The sequence below is a fragment of the Acinetobacter sp. Res13-Abat-PEC15-P4-01 genome, assembly GCF_015676285.1.
In the GTDB taxonomy this organism is placed as follows: domain Bacteria; phylum Pseudomonadota; class Gammaproteobacteria; order Pseudomonadales; family Moraxellaceae; genus Acinetobacter; species Acinetobacter nematophilus.
Window position 1 is genome coordinate 95,303 of the sequence record NZ_JADAIN010000010.1, and the last position, 21,755, is coordinate 117,057.

Below are 21,755 nucleotides of genomic sequence, written 5' to 3' on the forward strand. Positions count from 1 at the left end.
TTACGAACTTTAGTAAAGAAAAGAGCGGCAGAATTGTGATGCAGTATAGATAAAGCTGAGTTTTTTTATTCTCAAGTTTTACACTCGAAACATATAATCCGATTCAGGAAGTCTTAAATCGCCAAAGCTAAACAGATCACACCGAGCAAGCCCAACACCAAACCTAAAGCTGTAACAATTTTGAGTTTTTCTTTAAAAATAACCAAGCCTGCGATTACGCCCATCAAAACCACTAGAATATTCATGCCCGCAAAAACAATCGCAGGAGAATCTTTCAGCAAAAGATGAGCTTTTACATAGAGTGCGATATTGGCAAAATTTAGAACACCTAACGCCAATCCTGTATATACATTCTGGATTTTCCATTGTGTCTTCTGTAGCAGTAAATAGCCTATAGATAAGACAAAAGAACAAATAAATACCAGCGTTAATGTGACTGGAAATTGAAGACCTAAACTGGTTGTATATTTCAATAAAATATCAACCAAGGCATAGCCTACCCATACACTGAGTAAATACAGCATGCCCTTTTTATTGACTGACTGATTTGATGATTCTGAATGAGAAAGTACAATGCATAAAACTGAAAAAATCCCAAGACCAATACCGAACATTTTTAATTGGTTAAACTGTTCTTGAAATAGAAAATATGCAGCCAGAAGCGATAGGACAACAGATAAACGCTGTGCAATTTCTGTTCTCAGAATTCCTGCACTGTGTAATGATTGCGACAGACAAAAGAAAATACTGGGTAATACAGTCCCCAGTGCAACAATCAGCCACCAAGGTGTATTTGAAATTGAAATATGAACCAAATCTGGCTTAAACCAAAGGTAACTCAATAAACTGGCAACCAAATAATTCCAAGCAATCATCTGCAATGCATCAAAGCCTTTCTGCTTGGTAAATTTTAAAAGCATTGAGACCAATACACTACACAAAGCAGCTGAAAATATCAGTTCCATAATTGGGTTTCATCCGATCAATATGATGGATAAATTTTCAAAATTTATCCTATTACAAAGTTATCAAGTATTTGGCCAGTAAAAAGCCCACTGCACTGGAGTGGGCTTTCTGTAGTTTATTATCGTTAAAATTTATTTATAACGATCAACCATTTTTTCCAAAGAAATTGGACGAATTTTGTCAGCATTTCCTGCAGTACCAAACGCTGTATAACGATCTACACAAATTTGTTTCATTGCTTGGACCGTTTCACCGAAGAATTTACGCGGATCAAATTCACTTGGTTTTTCAGCCATCATACGACGCATCGCACCAGTAGAAGCTAAACGTAAATCTGTATCAATGTTGATTTTACGTACGCCATGTTTGATTGCTTCAACCAATTGCTCAACAGGAACACCATAAGTTTCTTTGATGTCGCCGCCATACTGGTTAATTACAGCCAACCACTCTTGTGGTACTGAGCTTGAACCATGCATAACAAGGTGAGTATTTGGAAGTGCCGCATGAATTTCTTTAATACGGTCAATTGCCAAGATATCGCCTGTAGGTGGACGTGTAAACTTGTACGCACCATGTGACGTACCCACAGCGATGGCTAAAGCATCGACATTGGTATCAGATACAAATTGGCGAGCTTCCTCTACAGAAGTCAGCAGCTGAGAGTGGTCAAGAACGCCTTCAGCGCCCACACCATCTTCTTCACCAGCCATACCTGTTTCAAGGCTACCGAGACAACCAATTTCACCTTCTACAGAAACACCGCAAGCATGCGCCATTTCAACAGTACGGCGGGTTACATCAACGTTATATTCATAAGAGGTTGGTGTCTTGCCATCTGCACCCAATGAACCATCCATCATTACCGATGAAAAGCCAAGTTGAATTGAGCGTTGGCAAACGTCTGGGCTTGTACCGTGATCCTGGTGCATCACCACTGGAATATGTGGCCACTCTTCGATGGCAGCTAAAATTAAATGACGTAAAAACGGCGCACCTGCATACTTACGTGCACCAGCAGAAGCTTGCACGATTACAGGTGAATTGGTTTCGTCAGCGGCTAACATGATTGCGCGCATTTGTTCTAAGTTGTTTACATTAAACGCTGGAACACCGTAGCTATGCTCACCGGCATGATCCAAGAGTTGGCGCAATGAAATAAGAGCCATAATATCCTCCCAAGTAATGCCCCATATTCTACATGCTGATTTATTTCAATTCAGCAACAATATTGACTATTTCATAAAAAATCCCCGCGTTTGCGAGGACTTTTAACAAATAACAACATTTAAAAAGATTATTGAGCTTTCGGTGCTTCTTCTTCAGTTGCAGGCGTCGCTGCATCAGCAGGTGCATTTGCTTTTTCAGCTGGGACATCCGTATTTTTTTCATCCAAAACAGGTTGATCAATTGCATCAATCGCAGCTTGTTGTTCTGGAGTCGTATTTGCTGATTCAGTTGCAACGGCTTCGGAAGTAGCAGTTTGTTCTGAAGCTGGCGCCTGTTCTTTTTTAGAACATGCAGTAAGTGCCAAAGGAGCAAGAATAAGAGCGACAAGTGCAAATTTTAATTTCATCACATTTCCCAGTGTTGGTGATTGGATTTAACTTAGTTTATTGCAGTTATATTTCATTTTTATTACTTTACAGTGAATCAGCTTGATGAAAAAGGCTGACACATGGCCAGCCTTTCATCAAAACGTCATAATTGCGCTAAAATATCAATTATGCACGCTCAAGCAATACTGCAACAGCTGGAAGGGTTTTGCCTTCAACAAACTCAAGAAATGCACCGCCACCTGTTGAAATATAACCAATTTTATCCGCAACTTCATATTTATCAATTGCAGCCAATGTATCCCCACCGCCTGCAATCGAGAATCCCTCAGATTCAGCGATGGCCAATGAAAGTGTTTTTGTACCTTCACCGAATTGATCCACTTCAAATACACCTACAGGACCATTCCAAAGAATCGTTTTAGATGTTTTTAGAATTTCAGCGAATGCTTTCGCTGTTTCTGGGCCAACATCCAAGATCATGTCATTGTCAGCGACATCTTCCACTTTTTTCACAACAGCTTTTGCTTTCGCCAATGAACCCAAGAAATCTGCAAAATCGATTTCAGCGGCATCTGCAACCACAACATCTGTTGGAAGTGGAACAGAGACTTTAGCTGCAATTGCTTTGGCAGTATCAATTAAATCATTTTCACATAATGACTTACCGACATTGAAACCTGCTGCGGCCAAGAAAGTATTGGCGATACCGCCACCTACAATCAATTGATCACAAATGTCTGAAAGTGATGTTAAGACATCAAGCTTGGTTGAAACTTTGGAACCTGCAACAATGGCAACCATTGGCTTTTCAGGTGTTTGCAGCGCACGACCCAAAGCATCCAATTCAGCTGCAAGCAATGGCCCTGCCGCTGCAACTTTTGCTAAACGTGCAACACCTTCAGTTGAAGCTTCCGCACGATGTGCAGTACCAAATGCATCCATAACAAATACATCGCAAAGTGCCGCATATTTTGCTGCTAGGTCAGCATTGTTTTTCTTTTCACCGACATTGAAACGGCAGTTTTCAAGCAATACCACTTGTCCTGCGGCAACATCGACACCATCTAAATACTCTGTAAATAATTTAACTTCCTGACCGAGTGCTTCAGTCAAATAAGCGGCTACCGGAGCCAGTGATTGTTCTTGTTTTGGTTCACCTTCAACTGGACGACCAAGGTGGGAATAAACCATTACTGCAGCGCCTTTCTCAAGCGCTAGTTTAATAGTTGGCAACGCAGCGCGTAAACGTGCATCACTGGTAATCACACCATTTTTAACAGGTACGTTTAAGTCTTCACGAATAAGTACACGCTTGCCTGCTAAATCAAGGTCAGTCATACGCTGAAAATTCATGTATAGCTCTCTTATAGATATTAAAAATCGCGTAGATTCTAAATGATTACACAAAAAAAGGTTAGATACTTTTGTAGAAAAGCTGTAGAAATGTTGAGATTTGATTATTATAGGGCAAACTTTTTAATTTTATATGCTTATGTCTTTTCATCCAGATCCTAAAATCAATGGTTTAAATGTCTTAGGTGAACCTCTAGCAAGTTGTTGCTTTTCACCCATCACGGGTTATTTTCGTAATGGTTTTTGCCATACTGCAACAACCGATTTAGGTCAGCATACGGTTTGTGCTGAAATGACCTCTGAATTTCTTAACTTTTCCCAAAAAATCGGTAATGATCTGATTACCCCTCTTCCAGAACACGGCTTTCCGGGTCTACAGCCTGGTGATTTTTGGTGTTTATGTGTTACTCGATGGGTCGAAGCCTACCAAAACGATATGGCACCGCGTGTGAAACTACAAGCATGCCATCAAGCTGTTTTGGCTTATGTTCCTTTAGACCTCTTAATGGAATATGCGGTATAACTGGAAAAACGAAGACATGGCACATTCGGAAATTATCTTGGCATCTTCCAGTCAAACCCGTCAGGATTTGATGAATCGTTTAGGTTTGGACTATCGCTGTATTTCACCTGATATTGACGAATCTCCTCAAAATGAATCTCATGCAGATCAACTTGCGAAACGCTTGGCTTTTGAAAAGGCTTTTTTTATTGCTCAAAACTGCCCAAATGCTATTGTGATCGGATCAGATCAGGTGGCTTGGCGTGAACATGCACCTCAGGATTTTATTGGAAAACCCTTGTTCAAAGATCAGGCAATTCAACAGCTACAGGCAAATTCTGGTCAAAATGTCTTTTTTAGTACTGCTTTAAGCGTGCAGCATTTGGCGTCTGGTTATGAACAGACCTTAGTCGAACATTATCATGTGAAATTTCGTGATTTAACGCGTGCAGAAATAGAGCGCTATATCGAAATCGATCAACCTTTACATTGTGCGGGTAGTTTTAAATGTGAAAGTTTAGGGATCAGTTTGTTTGAACAAATGATTGGTCAAGATCAAACAACCTTAATGGGTATGCCCATGATTCAACTCTGTAGAATTTTAAGGGAATTGGGAATATCACTGCCTTAATGATCATGCCCTTAAATCACTGGCATTTTTTGAGAAATAACCATCAGTTCATTGCAAATCACATGAAGGCTTCTTTAATTTTGGCTTGGGCGCGAGTTTGATCATCCCCAGCCAAGACTAAATCAAAGACAAGGATCATCTTATTTAAATACGCTCACTAAATCAGATTCAACTGCGCTTCACTTCAATCATTTAGCTGTGTTTCATCAACTGTCGATTGTGCTAAAGACAAATTTTTGCCTTTGATAGTGAGTTGCCAGTACAGGCGTATCAGTTGAAGCGTTTTGAGTACTATTGCTTTGGATCAGCACGATAAGAAATAGGAACACCCCCATATGCGTCTATCCGATAAAAAAATTTTTTAAATCAAAAAAATTGTCTGGCATTTTTACAATCATCACTGATATCGTGCTCTTCACTTCTAAAAAGTATGAATGACGGTCCTTTTATATCAATATATTTTGGATAAAATTACAAATGCTTGCACCTCCATTCATCTCATAAGACAATAGCACATTATAGATTTAAATTTGCTTAGGCTATTTTCATGTCTCAACCTTTAGATGTTCTTGGCGAAATAACTGCCGAACAATTCCTCACAGAATATTGGCAAAAAAAACCATTATTGGTTCGTAATGCACTTCCCGAAATTGCAGAGATTTTGGTACCCGATGATGTGATGGAACTCGCCCTGGATGAAAACATTACTGCTCGTTTAATCAAACAAAAAGATAAAGATCCAAATCAATGGTCCGTTAAAACATCGCCTCTCATCAAAGGTGATTTTCAAAAAATGCCGAAGCTCTGGACCTTGTTGGTTCAAGCAGTCGACCATTATTCATTTGACTTGGCTGAACTTTGGAAGAAATTTCCTTTTATTCCACAATGGCGCCGTGATGACATCATGGTGTCTTATGCGCCAAAAGGCGGTTCAGTCGGTCAGCATTTTGACTTTTATGATGTTTTTCTCGTGCAGGGTTATGGACATCGACGTTGGCAATTGGGACAAATGTGTGATGCCGAGACTGAGTTTGTTGAAGGACAACCATTAAAATTACTGTCCAACATAGAGATCAATTTTGATGAAGTTCTAGCACCGGGAGATTTGCTTTATGTTCCACCAGGCTTGGCACATTATGGTGTCGCAGAAGACGATTGTCTGACCTACTCTTTTGGCTTTCGTATGCCGAATATTGCAGACATGATGGATCGTGTAAGTGATAAATTTGTTGAAGATCAACAGTTACGCAATCCACTACTGGACATATTACGCAACAAGCAAAACCCGATTGGGCAAGTCACTCAAGCTGAACTTGATTATTTGAAAACAGAATTGCTGGCAAAATTAAACAATTCTGAAGTCTTGGAAGATGCAATCATGAGTTTAGTGGCTGAACCAAAATATCCTGAAAACATTCCAGATGCAGACGCTATAGGAACGGGAGATTTGGAAGAAGTTCTTGAACAAGGCTATTTACTGCAAATCGAACCTGCTTCAAGACTGATCTATCTTAAAAAAAATAATCAATTATTGTTCTGGGCAAATGGCGAATCGATATGTATTTCTAATCAATTTACCCCCTATTTAAAACAGATTGCTGATGGTCAAACCGTATCGTTAAATCATGAATTAGCCGAACAGGAAATCCTAGAAGATATTGCAGGTTTACTGAATGAATCCATTCTAATGCTGGTGCCTACTGAAGAATAAAATTCGCAATTTCAGAGATTTCATTTCGAATAAAGCCTGAAAATTCAGGCTTTATCTCTGTACGGATTTACATTTAGGATAATTTTAAGAAATAATTCCCTTATCTTTATTCAAACTGCTGTTTGAGTGCGATCGAGAGTTTAACGGATGCCTTAAAGCTTGATTGTCTGACTTCATCTTTTTATTTATAAAAACTGTAGTAAAAGCCCGATATAAGACAAAACTACAATGATGGAAACATAGATGGCTTAAAAGCTGGTATTCGGATTTAACAATTTGTTCTGAAATTCCGCAAACATAGATTTCTCCTTTTTATTTTGCAAAAATTATTCAACCCATGATTAAGCAAGTTGTCTTTAATGATGAACAAAAGAAATCATTGATGTATTAATCTAGAACCATTCTCAAGTCTAACAAATCATTACTTGAGCTGTTTCATAAATTTAGGCAATTTTAACAGCATATAACGAAAGAGATATTTCCTGTATGGCAAGTCCTGCTCAAGCAATTCGACATCAACTTTTAAACACTTTTTTCTCTCGCTATTCCGTTTGGTTTATCTGTATTTTTCTCTGTTTATTTTTGACTTGGATTATTTTCTTTAATGAAGGTCACTATATCTATTACTTTTTTTCAGATACCGTCCTGAATTTGGCTTGGGTTATTTTCTCAATTCTTGCTGCGATAGGTTTTGCAGACATTATTCAGACACAGCATTCCATTTTAAGAAATTACCCCTTAATGGGTCATTTTCGTTTCTTCTTTGAAGATATACGCCCTGAAATCCGTCAGTACTTTATCGAATCTGACGATGATGCTTTACCCTTTTCACGTGCACAACGAAGCCTTGTTTATCAGCGTGCCAAAAATGAAAATGCGGATAAACCTTTTGGTTCGATTATTGATGTATACCAGGAAGACTATCGTTTTTTGACCCACTCAATGACACCAAAAACTCCAGCTGACTTTAATACATTTAGAATCAGTATCGGTAATGATCAATGTAAGCAGCCTTATAGTGCATCTATCATGAACATCTCTGCAATGAGCTTTGGTAGTTTAAGTGCAAACGCAATTTTAGCTTTAAACACAGGTGCAAAAAAAGGCAACTTTTATCATGATACGGGGGAAGGAAGTTTAAGCCCCTATCACCTTAAACCAGGAGGTGACATTGTTTGGGAAATTGCCAGTGGTTACTTTGGCTGTCGTACTTTGGATGGTAAGTTTGATCCCGAAAAGTTCAAACAGCAAGCAGCTTTGCCACAGATCAAAATGATTGAAATCAAACTTTCACAAGGCGCAAAACCCGGTCACGGCGGTATTCTACCAAAAGATAAAATTACCAAGGAAATTGCTGAAATCCGCGGTGTGTCGATGGATGTAGACTGTGTCTCGCCTGCATCACATTCAGCATTTAGTACACCGATTGAAATGATGCATTTTATTCAACAATTACGTGAATTATCTGATGGTAAGCCCGTCGGATTTAAATTGTGTATTGGTCAGCCTTGGCAATTTATGAGTATAGTCAAAGCGATGTTGCAAACCAAAATCGTCCCTGACTTTATCGTTGTGGATGGTTCAGAGGGGGGTACAGGTGCAGCGCCAATTGAATTAATTGACCATATGGGGACTCCTTTGCGTGAAGGTCTGCTGTTCGTTCACAATACGCTTGTTGGTGCAGGTTTACGTTCACAAGTCAAAATCGGGGCAAGTGGTAAAATTATCAGTGCATTTGATATTGCAAGTACAATGGCCATGGGTGCAGATTGGGTCAATTCAGCGAGGGGCTTTATGTTTGCCGTAGGCTGTATTCAAGCGCAAAGCTGCCATACCAACCAATGCCCCGTCGGTGTTGCAACTCAAAACAAAGAGCGCCAAAAAGCACTTGATGTTCCATCAAAAGCAGATCGAGTATTCAGCTTCCAGAAAAACACCTTAAAAGCACTTGCAGAGATGATTGCAGCAGCAGGATTGCAACATCCAGCTGAAATTAAAGCACACCATCTTGCTCAGCGAATCAATGACCGTGAAATTAAAAACTATGAGCAGTTACATTTTTGGATGAAAGATGGTGAACTACTCAGTTGTGAAAATAAAGATGAAGAAAATTTCTATTTTAGAATGTGGAATCTAGCCAACGCTGAACGCTTCTGACCATGTTCATCACGAAGTCCTGATTAAGGAGATCATCTTGATCTCCTTTTTTCGATATTAAATCCTGTTCGACTTGGTCGTGCAATTGAAGTCAGATAAACAGATTTAAAATTATCTGACTTTAATTTTTTAAGATTGAGCACTTGAAATAATTGAAGTGATTGAAATCCCAAATAAGCGTAAATATCTTTGCTGAATGAAAACTTTAAGAAAACCGCATGACAAAATTGAAAATAATAATAGCTCACGATACTTATAGCTAATGCAACCAATGCTGCAAAAATGTCAAACAATATAAAACTGACTAAAACAATGAAGCCTGTTATTAATCTTAAAGTTTGCATATATTTTTCGTGGTGAGTCTGCGGGAATTGCGGTCTTTGCATGACCTGTACCAATTCTTCATCCATGCTTAAATAATCATGACCATCATGAATCAACCAAGCATATTGTCCTGTTGAATCATATTGTTGAGAAATGATCATCATTACATCAGTACCTTGGACAAAGAAAAAGTCGTCTAAATAGCTATAGAAATTTATCCCCTGCAGATTAAATTTTACTTCAGTTAAAGCATCTGGATGGGCAGTTGTTGATTCCCGCGTTTCGATCACATATTGATCCAATCTTCCAGAAATAGTCTCCAGTTTAAATTTGGCAAGTTCATGTTGGGTTAAACCAAACTGGAACAATTTTTGGGTTTGCTGCTGTAATTGAGTTTTTAATGCGGTATTATTTAGACTGCGCCTCAAATGATTGATTAAGCTTAAATCATACAATTGATCAAACTCATAAAAATATGAATTGATGAGTTTTAAACTCTCAAGCGTTCTTTTACTCAATATAGGCAGATCCAACATATGAAACAACGCTTCAATATTGCGGCTTTTTTGTTGATTTAATTTTAGCCCCTCATAAATAAAATAAACAAAGCAACTGCCCAAAGTTAATATGGTCAAATGTATGAACGTATCAAAATAATAAACAGTTCCATCCATAAAATATTGATAAAAAGGATATGCACCCAGTGCAAAAATCAAAACAGCCATACTGAAACTGAGTGATTTACGCAGATTCAATACAGCGTCAAAGTGTTCAACTGATTCAATCTGATCATTCAAATAAAGTATTTGCTTGGTTTTATTGAATACTGCATATATATCTTTATCCAGAGCATTGAAAACTACCTGAACATCATCCTCTAATTCAAAAATTTTTGATTGAATTTTCGTGCCGCGATACTTTCTGCTTTTTATCTTTAAGACAAATATCCCGGTCGCCGTATATTCTATAAAACTAATATTTCCACTTTCTTCAGCAAGATTTTCTATATGCATCATTTCTTATAAACTTTAATTCTAAAGGTCTTGTTGAATAAAACCTTGTTTAATATTAAAAATTGGAATGAATTATAGCTTTAATAAATATGGATAGATACAGATACGCCATATGAAATCAAAGTTTTGAATCATCTTTTTTTACGCATCAACTCGGTTGAAACAACAGTACCTGAGCACTTTTTGCATCTTCAAGCTGATGTTTGTCAACCATATTCCATAAATCAAAAACAATCCTAAACAGTAAAAAACATACCCATATTTTTAGTAATTCAACTCATTTTAAAAAGCTCGGAGAGAAAGCCTGTATATGAAATCACGCGTTGAAAAATGTGTACAAATAAACTCCATCGTTCTACATTAAATGAATCTCTTAAATACTACTTTTGATTGGACAAAAATCATGCAACACAATAAAAATTCACAAATGCAGATTTTAAAATACCTACTCCTTGGAGTCACTCTTACAACGTCATTACATTGTAATGCTACTGTTGGTGGCGGTCAGAACATTGAAGTGCTCGGCTATGAAGCGATGGAACAAAAGCTTTATTTACTCAGACATTTTCAAGATGAGCGTGGACGCTTAGCACAATTGTATTATTATCAGTTGAATAGCAGATCACCAGATCGTTTGATTGAAGTTAAGTCGCTGTATGTTAATCCTAAAACCCATCAAATTGATTATGATCAAGATGCTACTCAATTTGAAAAAGACCTGGCTAAAATAAAAAAACGATTAACACCATTGCTGATCAGCAATGCCATTACCGCAAAAATTCAGATCGTAAAAAGCCAAACTCAGTATGTTCCTGCTTGGGATGATCCCTCTGAAAAGATTCCTCAGTACAAAACCCTATATAGGGTGAGCACTGGCTCTTTAAAAAGCGGCAGTCAAGAGGTAGTACATTATTCTCCAACAATAAAAATCATTCAGAATTATGTCATACCCCATCAGAATAAGATGTTAGTAGTGATCAAATACTACGGTATTCCTGAAGAAACGGGTTATGATATTGAAGATCCGGTTTTATTATTACCTAAAAAATGATGAGGCAAAAATGTCAAGAATAATCGCGTCCAGTATTTTATTGATGTTTAGCTGTACCGCTTTCGCAAATGAGTACAGTAATATTACACTCGAAGTCCTAGGTTATGATTTAAATACTAATCATATATATGTTGTTGAAAATTCAAAAAGTTACTCCGTTCCTAAAGTTTATTATTACCCTATGAACGAAAAAAAGTATGACTTGCCAAAATATGATGAAAGATTCACAGCAATCAACGATCAAGTTAAGTTTAAGCAAACACTCGCCAAGATTCAGCCCCAACTTAAGCCACTTAAAGCATTGGATCTTGGAAATTTCAAGCTCAATCTCGTTGAACAAAAACAGTCATCACAACAAGATTCAACACCTCTAACGACCGTATACAGTTCAATATTCACAGTTCTGGATAGTCAAAATCAAAGTAAAGTGATGAACTTAACCAGTTACAGTCCCAATATAAAACTTAAACAGGCGTTTGAACTTCCCAGAAACCAAGGTGCCTTGATCACTTTTGAATCCCTCAGCTTGCCTTTTGATGAGGGATATACACGTGAAGAAGCAATAATCCTGTTTCCTCATCGTCAGCTTCCTCAATAAATAAAGCCTTCATGAAGGCTTTATTTTGATCATTTTTGGGTACAGCAATTACGCAGCTGAACGCTCTGAAATTGGAACAACTTTACGCAGTTCTGGACCTGTATAGTCCGCACTTGGGCGAATGATACGATTGTCTGCCCGCTGTTCCATCACATGTGCAGCCCAACCTGTCACACGGGACATCACAAAAATTGGGGTAAACAATTTAGTCGCAATGCCCATAAAGTGATAAGCAGATGCATGGAAGAAGTCTGCATTACAGAATAACTTCTTCTCACGCCACATGACTTCTTCACAACGAACAGATACCGGATAAAGTACTGTATCACCCACATCTTTTGCTAAACGTTCAGACCAAATTTTGATTATGCCATTACGAGGATCATTGTCTTTATAGATCGCATGACCAAAGCCCATAATTTTTTCTTTACGCTCAAGTTTACCCAGCATTTCTCGCTCAGCTTGTTCAGGAGAGGTCCAGTTTTCAATCATTTCCATAGCCGCTTCATTTGCACCGCCATGCAATGGACCACGGAGTGAGCCGATTGCACCCGTAATACATGAATGCATATCAGACAGGGTTGATGCACAAACACGCGCAGTGAATGTAGATGCATTAAACTCATGCTCTGCATAAAGAATTAAAGAAACATTCATGACTTGTTCATGCAACTCGTTTGGCTTCTCACCACGAAGTAAATGCAGGAATTGAGCACCAATTGAATCATCATCCGTATTTTCTTCAATACGCACGCCATCATGGCTAAAACGATACCAATAACAAATGATTGCAGGCAAAGTCGCTAGAATTCGATCTGCAACATCTTGCTGTTCTTCAAATGATTTTTCAGTTTCAAGATTACCCAGCATGGATACGCCTGTACGCATAACATCCATAGGATGTGAATCGGCAGGAATACGTTCCAATACTTCTTTCAAAGCTTGTGGTAATTGACGTAAAGATTTTAATTTTGCTTTATAGGCAGCCAACTGTTCTACTGTTGGTAATTCACCAAAAAAGATCAAATAAGCAACTTCTTCAAATTGGCAATTTTCGGCAAGATCTTGTACATCGTAACCACGATAGGTTAAACCTGCACCACTTTTACCTACTGTAGAAAGTGCGGTTTTACCTGCGACCTGACCGCGCAATCCTGCGCCTGTAAGTACTTTTCCTTCAGCCATTTTATTATTTCTCCTGCGTGAACAGCTTGTCTAGAGTATTTTCAAAAGTGTGATAATCAAGGAATTCGTAAAGTTCTTTACGTTGTTGCATGGTATCCAATACATTGACTTGAGTACCATTTTCACGAATAGATCGAAAAACTTCGAGTGCAGCTTTTTGCATGGCACGTGTTGCAGATAGTGGATATAACACCATACTGATGCCCTGCTCACCCAACTCTTCGGTGGTGTAATAAGGGGTATCACCAAATTCAGTAATGTTGGCAAGTACAGGAACACCGACAGCATCACATACCGTTTTATACATGGTAATATCAGTCATGGCTTCGGCAAAAATTGCATCAGCACCAGCTTCAACACATGCACATGCACGGTCGATCACCGCTTGCAATCCTTCTTTTTGTAAGGCATCTGTACGCGCCATCACCACAAAGTTCGAGTCAGTTTTAGCATCCACTGCTGCTTTAATACGATCCACCATTTCTTGTTGAGAAACGATTTCTTTGTTCGGACGATGCCCACAACGCTTTTGTGCCACCTGGTCTTCAATATGAACAGCAGCAGCACCTGCACTAATCATTTGTTTTATTGTGCGTGCAATATTAAAAGCACCGCCCCAACCTGTATCAATATCGACCAATAATGGGGTGTCTACACGTTCTGTGATACGGCGAACATCTTCTAATACATTGTCTAAGCTTGTCATCCCTAAATCCGGTAAGCCGTATGAATAATTGGCTACTCCGGCACCTGAGACATAGATAGCTTTATAACCCACTTGCTTTGCCATCATCGCGGCATAGGCATTGACTGTACCAATGATTTGTAATGGTTTTTCCACTTCTAGCGCTTGTCTAAATCTTAAGCCTGCAGACGTTTGTTGTGTCATATTCCCTTCCACAGTGGTCACTTGTTTATTGAGTTTTGAGTATAGCCATAATTTGTAAACCGCATATGACCATTTAGGTATATTACTCTAAAACTTTAGTCAAAGAAAAATGAATTTTGATTCATTTTTTTAATTTATTGATTGTTTTTTAGACAACTGTGTCAAATCAATGCTGATAAAGAAATTTATTGACATTTTTGCTATAATAATGACAACGTACTTTTTTTCCGCCATTTATGAACCAAGATTTAGCACATATTGAAGCCTCTGGATGTGATTTCCCACAAACAAAGCGTGGTCATGAACGTCGTTTGGCATTATTGATTAGTGCAAATCAACTTTTTTTGGAGCATGGTTATGATGCAGTCTCACTTGATGACATCGTAAATCATGCAGGTGGTTCAAAAGCTTCGATTTATAAATATTTTGGCAATAAAGAAGGCTTGTTTACTGCAATTTGCGACTATCGGCGTGATCTTTTTTTCAAAGATATCTGCCGACCTTTCAATCCGACATGCAATGATCTTCGTGCTTATCTGATTAATACCTTGATCACCTTCTATAAGCATATGATCATGCCTGAAAATATTGCATTTATCCGTTTGATCTTTGAACGCTCACAAAAAGATCCAAAACTGGCTCTTTATATTCATGAAAAGGGACCTAAACAAGTCCAACTCTCGATTGCCAGTGCTTTAGAACGTTATGCAGAAAATCAGAAATTGGTTTGTGAAAATCCACTCTATTCAGCACAATTCTATTTTGGGATTCTCAGAAATTTAGAATGGCGAATCTTGATGGGGATCGAAATCAAAGATTCTGATCAAGAAATACTCGATTGCATCAGTTATTGCGTAGATCGCTTCCTTCAAGGGCATCAAAAGGTCTAATTTTTTTGCGTTTTCATATTGATATAGTATATTAGATGATTCTCCTTTCTATTTTCATCAACCAACAATGAATTGTTGGTCAATTCGCTATTGGCTTTGACTAGACAATTATTGTGGAGTAACCATGGCTCTACGACATTTTCTTACTTTACGTGACTTATCCACTGCTGAACTGAATCGCATTATTGAACGTGCTTTAGAGTTAAAGCGAAAACAGCACAATAACGAAGTATTCCAACCTTTCGTTGGAAAAGTCATGGGGATGATTTTTGAAAAGTCGAGCACCCGCACGCGTGTATCCTTTGAAGCCGGTATGAGCCAGTTTGGCGGCAGTGCAATTTTCCTATCATCTCGTGACACACAGCTAGGACGTGGTGAACCGATTGAAGATTCAGCACGTGTCATCTCCAGCATGCTCGATATCGTAATGATTCGTACTTTTGGTCACGATATTGTTGAGCGTTTTGCTGAATATTCTTCTGTACCCGTCATTAATGCGCTGACCGACGACCACCACCCATGCCAATTACTGGCCGATGTTCAGACTTTTGTTGAACACCGCGGTTCAATTGAAGGCAAAACAGTTGCCTGGATAGGTGATGGCAATAATATGTGTAACTCATATATTGAAGCAGCTCATATGTGGGGTTTTAAATTAAAGATTGCTTCTCCAAAAGGCTATGAACCAAAACCGGAGTTTCTTTCTGAATTCGCTCATTGTGTTGAACTGTTTGAATCTGCTGAAGATGCTGCGGTCAATGCTGATTTGATTGTCACTGACGTCTGGGCAAGTATGGGACAAGAAGAAGAGCAGAAAATTCGTGAGCAAGCATTTGCTGCATATCAGGTCAATGAAAAATTGATGAATTTAGCACATCCAGATTGTTTATTTATGCATTGCCTCCCTGCACATCGCGGTGAGGAAATTTCTGAGAATATGCTGGATCACAAAAATGCAGTTGTTTGGGATGAAGCAGAAAATCGTTTACATGCACAAAAAGCATTGGTTGAATTCTTGATCAATGAAAACTTAAAAAAAGATTAGTTTTCTAAAGTTATGATCAAATCATATCCATAAAATAAGCACCGATTCAGGTGCTTATTTTTTATCTGTAATCTGTGATCGATAAAATTTAAATTTTATGTATTCTTAAAATTCTTTAACTCATTGAAACACGCTCAGTTTCACTCTGTCTGGATTTTCAACAGATTATTCTGTATTTTCTCACCGATCCATATCTGAAAATTATGTAAGATTTTTAATAAAAATTAGCTGCAAGGCTAGTAGATAGTGTTTGTTTCAGTATAATAAATCCATATTTTTAATAAGTGTATTATTCAAATGAATTTCAAAATAATATCTTTATCGATCACTACTTTTTTACTCACTCAATCGATCCCAAGTTATGCAACTGAATTGGATGATTATTTTATTCAGAACCAATTGATTGAAAAAAATTATAAAATCAAGGATTCTAAAAAGTTAGATGAAGTTTTAAATGCCTTGAGTGATGAAGACTCCCGCGTACTTCCTGTACAAATAGATCAAAATACAGTGATTGAAAAAATACGTATGTATCATGATCATATCGATTTAGAAGGTTTAATTACATCTGAGAATTTCAAACAGTTTTCTGACAGTATCGGTCATGAAAAGACACAGCAACTCCTGCTGCAAGGCATGCTTGAGAACTGCCATTTAATCTTTGAAAATGAATTTCAAAGGCATAATCCTTATTACGTGAAAATGAAACTAAGTTCTAAACAAAAAAACTATCAACTTAAACTCAAAAATGATCAATGCAGCTTTTAAAAATGACATTTTTGTTATTCAATATCTTGATACATTTATAAATTGTGAAAATTGATGTGTTTGCAATTGTTACAAGCTGGTTAAAAGCATTGATTTACCCAAGATTTAAAATTGAAATAATTTTCAATATTTTAAGTAGCTGTAACAATTTTGTCATGTAGAATACTTACTATGCCCATCAAGGTCGTTAAGACAGTTTCAAATGACGCAGATCATGCCCGCTTCAAAAAATTTATCCCCAGTTGAATTTCAACATAGTTCAAGTAGCTACATCAATCGTGAAATTTCATTGCTGGCGTTTCACAAGCGTGTGTTGGCACAAGCTAAAGATAAAAATCATCCCTTGCTTGAACGTTTAAATTTCCTCATTATATTTTCACGTAATTTAGATGAATTTTTTGAAATTCGAGTGGCGGGATTAATGAAGCAGATTGACTTCAAAACCATTACCACAGCGCCTGACGGTATTCCCAATGAAGTGATCATTGAACAAATCTCAGAAAGTGCTCACCTCGCGATTCAAGAACAATACGATACGCTGAATCATATACTTTTACCAGAACTTGAAAATTACGGTATTAAATTCATTCAATATCATAATATCTTAGAAAAACATCTGGATTGGATTAAGCACTATTTCTTTAAACAAGTTCAACCCGTCGTGACACCCATTAGCTTGGATCCCGCACATCCCTTTCCTCGACTGGTCAATAAAAGCTTAAATTTTATTGTGAGTTTGGAAGGAAAAGATGCATTTGGTCGACAAATTGAATTGGCAATTGTTCCTGCTCCGCGTTCTTTACCGCGTGTAGTACGTCTACCGGACGAATTGACGGATGGTGAAGAACACTACATTTTGTTGTCTGCAATCATCCAACAACATATCAGTGATTTATTCCCAGGAATGATTGCAACGGGCTGTTATCAATTCCGTGTGACGCGAAATGCCGATCTGACTCTAGCAGAAGATGTTGATGACCTCGCTGTCGCTTTAAAAGATGAGTTATCCTCACGCCGTTTTGGTCGTGCAGTTCGATTAGAGATTGCCAGCAATTGCCCAAACTCGATCAACGATTATCTTCTGGAGCAATTTGATCTTGATCCACAACATCTTTATCAAGTGAATGGACCGGTTAATTTAACCCGATTGATCACCAATTTCGATATTCCTGAACTGCGTTTTAAACCCTATCAAGCAGTAATTCCAAAAGCACTCAGAAATTCAAACAAGATCTTTGAAACTTTAACCAAACAGGATGTGCTTTTGCATCATCCATTTGATTCTTTTAAACCTGTCATCAACTTACTGCGTGAAGCAGCACAAGATCCGAATGTGCTTGCAATCAAACAAACTCTATATCGCAGTGGTCCCGACTCTGAAATTGTACAAGTACTTGCAGAAGCAGCCCGGAATGGCAAAGAAGTCACAGCGGTCATTGAGCTGCGTGCACGCTTTGATGAAGAATCCAATATTACTGTTGCAAATCTTTTACAGGAAGCCGGTGCTGTTGTAGTTTATGGAATTGTTGGCTACAAAACCCATGCCAAAATGATTTTGATCGTACGGCGTGAAGCTGGAAAACTGAAACGTTATGTTCATCTGGGCACAGGAAACTATCATGCTGGAAATGCACGGATGTACACCGATTACGGTTTACTGACAACACATGAAGCTATCTGTGAGGACGTTCATAAAATCTTCCAAGAACTGACTGGCATGGGGAAACTGTTAAAGCTGAAAAAGTTATTTCATGCACCCTTCACCTTGCATGCCCAGCTTGTGCATTTGATCGAGCAGGAAACTGCACATGCCAAAGCAGGTAAAAAGGCCCGAATTATCATTAAAGTAAATGCTTTAACTGAGCCAAAACTCATCTCTGCATTGTATACAGCCTCACAGGCGGGTGTAAAAATTGATTTGATCATACGTTCAATCTGCTGTTTAAGACCACAGATACAAGGGCTCTCCGAAAATATTCGCGTGCGCTCGATTGTAGGTCGCTACCTGGAACACACTCGCGTCTATTATTTCCATAATGATGGTCAGGAAGACTTGTATTGTGCTAGTGCGGACTGGATGGGTAGAAATCTGTTTTCACGGGTTGAAACCTGTTTTCCAATCGAGGATAAAAAGCTGAAGAAGCAAATCATTGACTATGGTTTACTCAGCTATCTTAAAGACAATGTGCGTGCGTGGGAATTGGATGCAAATGATCAATGGCATGCAGTAAGCCCAAAAGATGGAGAAGAAGCACATATTGCACAACAAGTGTTAATGCAACAACGTACTCTTCCAACCTCGGCGTAGACAAAGATTACATCACTATCACTCAGCAAAATCATGGTCATTATCCAGCCTTTCTTTAACTTTTAGGAGAAAGGCTATTTTGATCCTTACAGATGAACTGGGCTTATCATGTACAACCTGTCCTATTCATTCTAATTGAGTTTAAAGCCCCATCCCATCAATGATGCCCTGCTGTTTCAATTGCTGTAATTGATCATTCGTATAGAATTTTCCTAGAATCTCTTTTGTATGCTCTCCCAAACGTGGAGGAGCATTGCGATACTGAATCGGTGTTCCTGACATTTTGATCGGAGAAGCAATCATTTTAAACTCACTATTCTCCGTATGCGGAATATTGACCACCATTTTACGAGACAGGATTTGTGGCTCATGCAAGGCATCGGCAACAGAATTAATCATGCCCACAGGCACTTTGACAGCATGAATGGCATCTACCCAATGTTTCGCATCTTTATTCAAGAAATATTCAGACAGCTCTGCAATTAATTCATGCCGATATTTCACTCGATCTTGATTCCGAATGTAATTAGGATTGTCCAGTAATTCAGGTTTGCCTATCGCCATACACAAATCTTTAAATTGCTTGTCATTTCCACAGGCAATGATAAATTCCTTATCTCGAGCTTTAAAAGTCTGATACGGCACGATATTGGGATGACTATTGCCCATCCGTTGCGGTGCAATACCTGAGCTTAAATAATTCATGCCTTGGTTGGCTAATCCAGCTACCTGCACATCAAGTAGTGATAAATCAATATACTGTCCAACTCCTGTGTGTTGGCGAGCAATAATCGCAGCTTGGATCGCAATGGTTGCATATAATCCGGTTTGAATGTCCACCACCGCCACACCGACTTTTTGTGAACTTGCACCCAGCTCACCTTCTTGCTGTCCCGTGATACTCATCAAGCCTGACATACCTTGAATGATGAAATCATAACCTGGCTCCTCAGCACGAGGTCCATCCTGTCCAAATCCAGTAATTGAACAGTAAATCAATTTTGGGTTGATTTGACTTAAAGTCGCATAATCCAAACCATATTTTTTTAACGACCCTGCTTTAAAATTTTCAATCACCACATCTGCTGTTTGGGCAATCTGTTGTACCAGTTTTTGACCTTCTTCTGTTGCAATATCAATCGCAACAGAAGATTTATTACGGTTCGCGGCTTGATAATAGCCCGACTCTCGAGTGGGTTGCCCTTGTTGATCAAGCATCCAAGGAGGTCCCCACATGCGGGTATCATCTCCCACTTTGGGGCGTTCGATTTTAATCACCTCTGCGCCCAAATCTGCCAAAACTTGCCCGCACCATGGACCAGCAAGTACTCTACTGAGATCTAATACGCGTATACCGTGTAATGCACTCATCTGTTTTACCTCTATCCGAGGAGCAGTTAACGCTCCCACAAATTCATGATTGAATTGAACCTAATAACAATGGGTTGTGTCCTAAGCCGCTTATGCTTGACCAATAACTATTGTTGTTGCGGATCGTATTGACGGTCTTTAATGAATAGGCCTGGCAGTACACCAGCCACAAAATAAGCAGCCCCCATGACAATAAAGGCTGTCATAAATGTCCCGCCTGAGGCTAGAAATCCAATGGTTGCAGGAGCAATTGCAGCACCAACACGCCCGATGTTATATGCTCCACCAATTGCTGTACCGCGGACATCAGTTGAAAATGATTCAGCCATATAGGTTGCATTTACACCATAAGGAATTCCATACAGGAAGCCAAACGTAATCAATAAATACAAAATGTTGTCAGGCGTATTAAAGAAAATAATGATTGGAAGGAAAACTGCGCTGGCGATGGTGCCAAAAACAAATACTGCTCGACGATTGAATTTATCTGCCAGATAGCCTGCCAATATTTTCCCTAAAATCATTGCTGTATATGAACCCACCATATAACTGGTTAGGTTTTTAAAATTCATATGCACTTCAGTTTCAAGATAGCTTGGCATCCAGTTATTGATCCCGTAATAACCGAACTGTAAGAAGAATGCAGTCGTCATCCACAGTAAAAACATTTTACGGTGCTTGAAGTTGGCAAAAATCTGCTTGTAGATACTGCCACTTTTGGGCTTTTCTTGAACGACTACATCAGGTTTCTTTTTCACTTGAAGCTGTTCGATTTTAGTCAGTTGCCAAGATTTTGGTTCTGGTACAAATCGCTGTAAGAAAATATTGATAAACGCTGGAATGACTGTAATAAAAAATAGCACCCGCCAACCGTGTTCCGGAATAATCGCACCTGCTAAAAGGGTTGCTACAATATAGCCCACTGTTTGCCCTGTTTGTAATGTACCCAGTACCGTTGTTCGATAAGTGGTGGGTACATATTCAGCCATCAAGGTATTACATGCCATAGCACCAATCCCTAAAGCACCAATAAAGCGCAGCGCCATAAATTGCTCAAAGCTCTGTGTAAAACCCAATAAGCAGGTCGCCACTGAAAAAAAGGTTACAGAATTTGCAATGGTACGTACCCGACCAAATTTATCACACGCCCACCCGCCTAAAATTCCACCGATTCCCATCCCTGCCAGTGAAGCACTGCCCAGAGCACCCGCTTGAAAAGTAGATAATGCAAACTCACCTTTTAAACTGGTTAAACTATAGGACAACAACATAATATCTACGCCATCAACCACCATGGCAAAATATGCAAACAATAGCGCCCATTTCCACGTGTTTGGTCCTATTTTTTCATAAGTACCAATATTCGACGGCAGGTTGCCTTTTGCTGTAATAGCAACTGATTGAACCTCATTGTTCATTTTCCTTTACCTCATT

19 protein-coding genes are annotated in these 21,755 nt (G+C 38.6%); 10 read left to right on the forward strand and 9 right to left on the reverse strand.

The window, feature by feature from the left end; translation table 11 throughout:
- Positions 1-113 precede the first annotated feature (113 nt).
- The 4 genes from IMO47_RS03265 to IMO47_RS03280 all read right to left on the reverse strand — a co-directional run bounded on the left by IMO47_RS03265 (position 114) and on the right by IMO47_RS03280 (position 3,878).
- The gene (locus tag IMO47_RS03265; protein WP_196077658.1) at positions 114-965 is read right to left on the reverse strand and encodes an EamA family transporter; all 852 of its coding nucleotides are present in this window, start codon (positions 963-965) and stop codon (positions 114-116) included.
- 132 nt (positions 966-1,097) lie between these two features.
- Positions 1,098-2,135, reverse strand: coding sequence for a class II fructose-bisphosphate aldolase (gene fba / locus IMO47_RS03270; protein ID WP_196077659.1), 1,038 nt, complete (start codon positions 2,133-2,135; stop codon positions 1,098-1,100).
- A gap of 128 nt (positions 2,136-2,263) precedes the next feature.
- On the reverse strand, positions 2,264-2,542 hold the full coding sequence (locus IMO47_RS03275) for a hypothetical protein (RefSeq protein ID WP_196077660.1): 279 nt from the start codon (positions 2,540-2,542) through the stop codon (positions 2,264-2,266).
- A gap of 148 nt (positions 2,543-2,690) precedes the next feature.
- On the reverse strand, positions 2,691-3,878 hold the full coding sequence (locus tag IMO47_RS03280; RefSeq protein ID WP_196077661.1) for a phosphoglycerate kinase: 1,188 nt from the start codon (positions 3,876-3,878) through the stop codon (positions 2,691-2,693).
- 139 nt (positions 3,879-4,017) lie between these two features.
- On the opposite strand from IMO47_RS03280, the gene IMO47_RS03285 reads away from it, so the two are divergent.
- From IMO47_RS03285 to IMO47_RS03300, 4 genes are all read left to right on the forward strand, one after another.
- Positions 4,018-4,401 (forward strand): DUF2237 domain-containing protein, encoded by a 384-nt coding sequence (locus IMO47_RS03285; protein WP_196077662.1) that lies wholly within the window; start codon positions 4,018-4,020, stop codon positions 4,399-4,401.
- A gap of 16 nt (positions 4,402-4,417) precedes the next feature.
- A complete protein-coding gene (locus tag IMO47_RS03290; RefSeq protein ID WP_196077663.1) occupies positions 4,418-5,011 on the forward strand; it encodes a Maf family protein in 594 nt (197 codons plus the stop codon).
- A gap of 547 nt (positions 5,012-5,558) precedes the next feature.
- The gene (locus tag IMO47_RS03295) at positions 5,559-6,722 is read left to right on the forward strand and encodes a cupin domain-containing protein (protein WP_196077664.1); all 1,164 of its coding nucleotides are present in this window, start codon (positions 5,559-5,561) and stop codon (positions 6,720-6,722) included.
- Positions 6,723-7,208: 486 nt separating this feature from the next.
- Positions 7,209-8,879, forward strand: coding sequence for an FMN-binding glutamate synthase family protein (locus tag IMO47_RS03300; protein ID WP_196077665.1), 1,671 nt, complete (start codon positions 7,209-7,211; stop codon positions 8,877-8,879).
- A 32-nt stretch (positions 8,880-8,911) separates the two neighbouring features.
- Here the strand turns inward: IMO47_RS03300 and IMO47_RS03305 are convergent, their stop codons facing one another.
- Entirely contained in the window at positions 8,912-10,219 is a 1,308-nt protein-coding gene (locus IMO47_RS03305) for a hypothetical protein (RefSeq protein WP_196077666.1), read from the reverse strand.
- A 424-nt stretch (positions 10,220-10,643) separates the two neighbouring features.
- Between IMO47_RS03305 and IMO47_RS03310 the strand changes: the two genes are divergently transcribed.
- Both IMO47_RS03310 and IMO47_RS03315 read left to right on the forward strand, forming a co-directional pair.
- Positions 10,644-11,267 (forward strand): hypothetical protein, encoded by a 624-nt coding sequence (locus tag IMO47_RS03310; protein ID WP_196077671.1) that lies wholly within the window; start codon positions 10,644-10,646, stop codon positions 11,265-11,267.
- A gap of 10 nt (positions 11,268-11,277) precedes the next feature.
- The gene (locus tag IMO47_RS03315) at positions 11,278-11,865 is read left to right on the forward strand and encodes a hypothetical protein (RefSeq protein WP_196077667.1); all 588 of its coding nucleotides are present in this window, start codon (positions 11,278-11,280) and stop codon (positions 11,863-11,865) included.
- 48 nt (positions 11,866-11,913) lie between these two features.
- Here the strand turns inward: IMO47_RS03315 and prpC are convergent, their stop codons facing one another.
- Positions 11,914-13,050: a 2-methylcitrate synthase gene (gene prpC / locus IMO47_RS03320; RefSeq protein WP_196077668.1), complete on the reverse strand. Its 1,137-nt coding sequence runs from the start codon at positions 13,048-13,050 to the stop codon at positions 11,914-11,916.
- Between the two features lie 4 nt (positions 13,051-13,054).
- On the reverse strand, positions 13,055-13,939 hold the full coding sequence (prpB, locus tag IMO47_RS03325) for a methylisocitrate lyase (protein WP_004830929.1): 885 nt from the start codon (positions 13,937-13,939) through the stop codon (positions 13,055-13,057).
- Between the two features lie 236 nt (positions 13,940-14,175).
- Between prpB and IMO47_RS03330 the strand changes: the two genes are divergently transcribed.
- From IMO47_RS03330 to ppk1, 4 genes are all read left to right on the forward strand, one after another.
- Positions 14,176-14,829 (forward strand): TetR/AcrR family transcriptional regulator, encoded by a 654-nt coding sequence (locus IMO47_RS03330; RefSeq protein WP_196077669.1) that lies wholly within the window; start codon positions 14,176-14,178, stop codon positions 14,827-14,829.
- 124 nt (positions 14,830-14,953) lie between these two features.
- Positions 14,954-15,874 carry an ornithine carbamoyltransferase gene (argF, locus tag IMO47_RS03335; protein ID WP_196077670.1) on the forward strand — a complete coding sequence of 307 codons (921 nt, stop codon included), beginning with the start codon at positions 14,954-14,956 and terminating at the stop codon, positions 15,872-15,874.
- A 297-nt stretch (positions 15,875-16,171) separates the two neighbouring features.
- Positions 16,172-16,642 (forward strand): hypothetical protein, encoded by a 471-nt coding sequence (locus IMO47_RS03340; protein WP_196074955.1) that lies wholly within the window; start codon positions 16,172-16,174, stop codon positions 16,640-16,642.
- A 202-nt stretch (positions 16,643-16,844) separates the two neighbouring features.
- A complete protein-coding gene (gene ppk1, locus IMO47_RS03345; RefSeq protein ID WP_196074954.1) occupies positions 16,845-18,950 on the forward strand; it encodes a polyphosphate kinase 1 in 2,106 nt (701 codons plus the stop codon).
- A gap of 141 nt (positions 18,951-19,091) precedes the next feature.
- Here ppk1 and IMO47_RS03350 read toward each other — a convergent pair whose 3' ends face one another.
- Positions 19,092-20,321: a CaiB/BaiF CoA-transferase family protein gene (locus IMO47_RS03350; RefSeq protein ID WP_196074953.1), complete on the reverse strand. Its 1,230-nt coding sequence runs from the start codon at positions 20,319-20,321 to the stop codon at positions 19,092-19,094.
- A gap of 107 nt (positions 20,322-20,428) precedes the next feature.
- The gene (locus IMO47_RS03355) at positions 20,429-21,739 is read right to left on the reverse strand and encodes an MFS transporter (RefSeq protein WP_196074952.1); all 1,311 of its coding nucleotides are present in this window, start codon (positions 21,737-21,739) and stop codon (positions 20,429-20,431) included.
- Between the last annotated feature and the right edge of the window lie 16 nt (positions 21,740-21,755).

Bases quoted from the DNA above. Each gene is read 5' to 3' on its own strand.
- IMO47_RS03265 (WP_196077658.1), bottom strand. From the start codon at position 965: ATGGAACTGATATTTTCAGCTGCTTTGTGTAGTGTATTGGTCTCAATG.
- fba (WP_196077659.1), bottom strand. From the start codon at position 2,135: ATGGCTCTTATTTCATTGCGCCAACTCTTGGATCATGCCGGTGAGCAT.
- IMO47_RS03275 (WP_196077660.1), bottom strand. From the start codon at position 2,542: ATGAAATTAAAATTTGCACTTGTCGCTCTTATTCTTGCTCCTTTGGCA.
- IMO47_RS03280 (WP_196077661.1), bottom strand. From the start codon at position 3,878: ATGAATTTTCAGCGTATGACTGACCTTGATTTAGCAGGCAAGCGTGTA.
- IMO47_RS03285 (WP_196077662.1), top strand. From the start codon at position 4,018: ATGTCTTTTCATCCAGATCCTAAAATCAATGGTTTAAATGTCTTAGGT.
- IMO47_RS03290 (WP_196077663.1), top strand. From the start codon at position 4,418: ATGGCACATTCGGAAATTATCTTGGCATCTTCCAGTCAAACCCGTCAG.
- IMO47_RS03295 (WP_196077664.1), top strand. From the start codon at position 5,559: ATGTCTCAACCTTTAGATGTTCTTGGCGAAATAACTGCCGAACAATTC.
- IMO47_RS03300 (WP_196077665.1), top strand. From the start codon at position 7,209: ATGGCAAGTCCTGCTCAAGCAATTCGACATCAACTTTTAAACACTTTT.
- IMO47_RS03305 (WP_196077666.1), bottom strand. From the start codon at position 10,219: ATGATGCATATAGAAAATCTTGCTGAAGAAAGTGGAAATATTAGTTTT.
- IMO47_RS03310 (WP_196077671.1), top strand. From the start codon at position 10,644: ATGCAGATTTTAAAATACCTACTCCTTGGAGTCACTCTTACAACGTCA.
- IMO47_RS03315 (WP_196077667.1), top strand. From the start codon at position 11,278: ATGTCAAGAATAATCGCGTCCAGTATTTTATTGATGTTTAGCTGTACC.
- prpC (WP_196077668.1), bottom strand. From the start codon at position 13,050: ATGGCTGAAGGAAAAGTACTTACAGGCGCAGGATTGCGCGGTCAGGTC.
- prpB (WP_004830929.1), bottom strand. From the start codon at position 13,939: ATGACACAACAAACGTCTGCAGGCTTAAGATTTAGACAAGCGCTAGAA.
- IMO47_RS03330 (WP_196077669.1), top strand. From the start codon at position 14,176: ATGAACCAAGATTTAGCACATATTGAAGCCTCTGGATGTGATTTCCCA.
- argF (WP_196077670.1), top strand. From the start codon at position 14,954: ATGGCTCTACGACATTTTCTTACTTTACGTGACTTATCCACTGCTGAA.
- IMO47_RS03340 (WP_196074955.1), top strand. From the start codon at position 16,172: ATGAATTTCAAAATAATATCTTTATCGATCACTACTTTTTTACTCACT.
- ppk1 (WP_196074954.1), top strand. From the start codon at position 16,845: ATGACGCAGATCATGCCCGCTTCAAAAAATTTATCCCCAGTTGAATTT.
- IMO47_RS03350 (WP_196074953.1), bottom strand. From the start codon at position 20,321: ATGAGTGCATTACACGGTATACGCGTATTAGATCTCAGTAGAGTACTT.
- IMO47_RS03355 (WP_196074952.1), bottom strand. From the start codon at position 21,739: ATGAACAATGAGGTTCAATCAGTTGCTATTACAGCAAAAGGCAACCTG.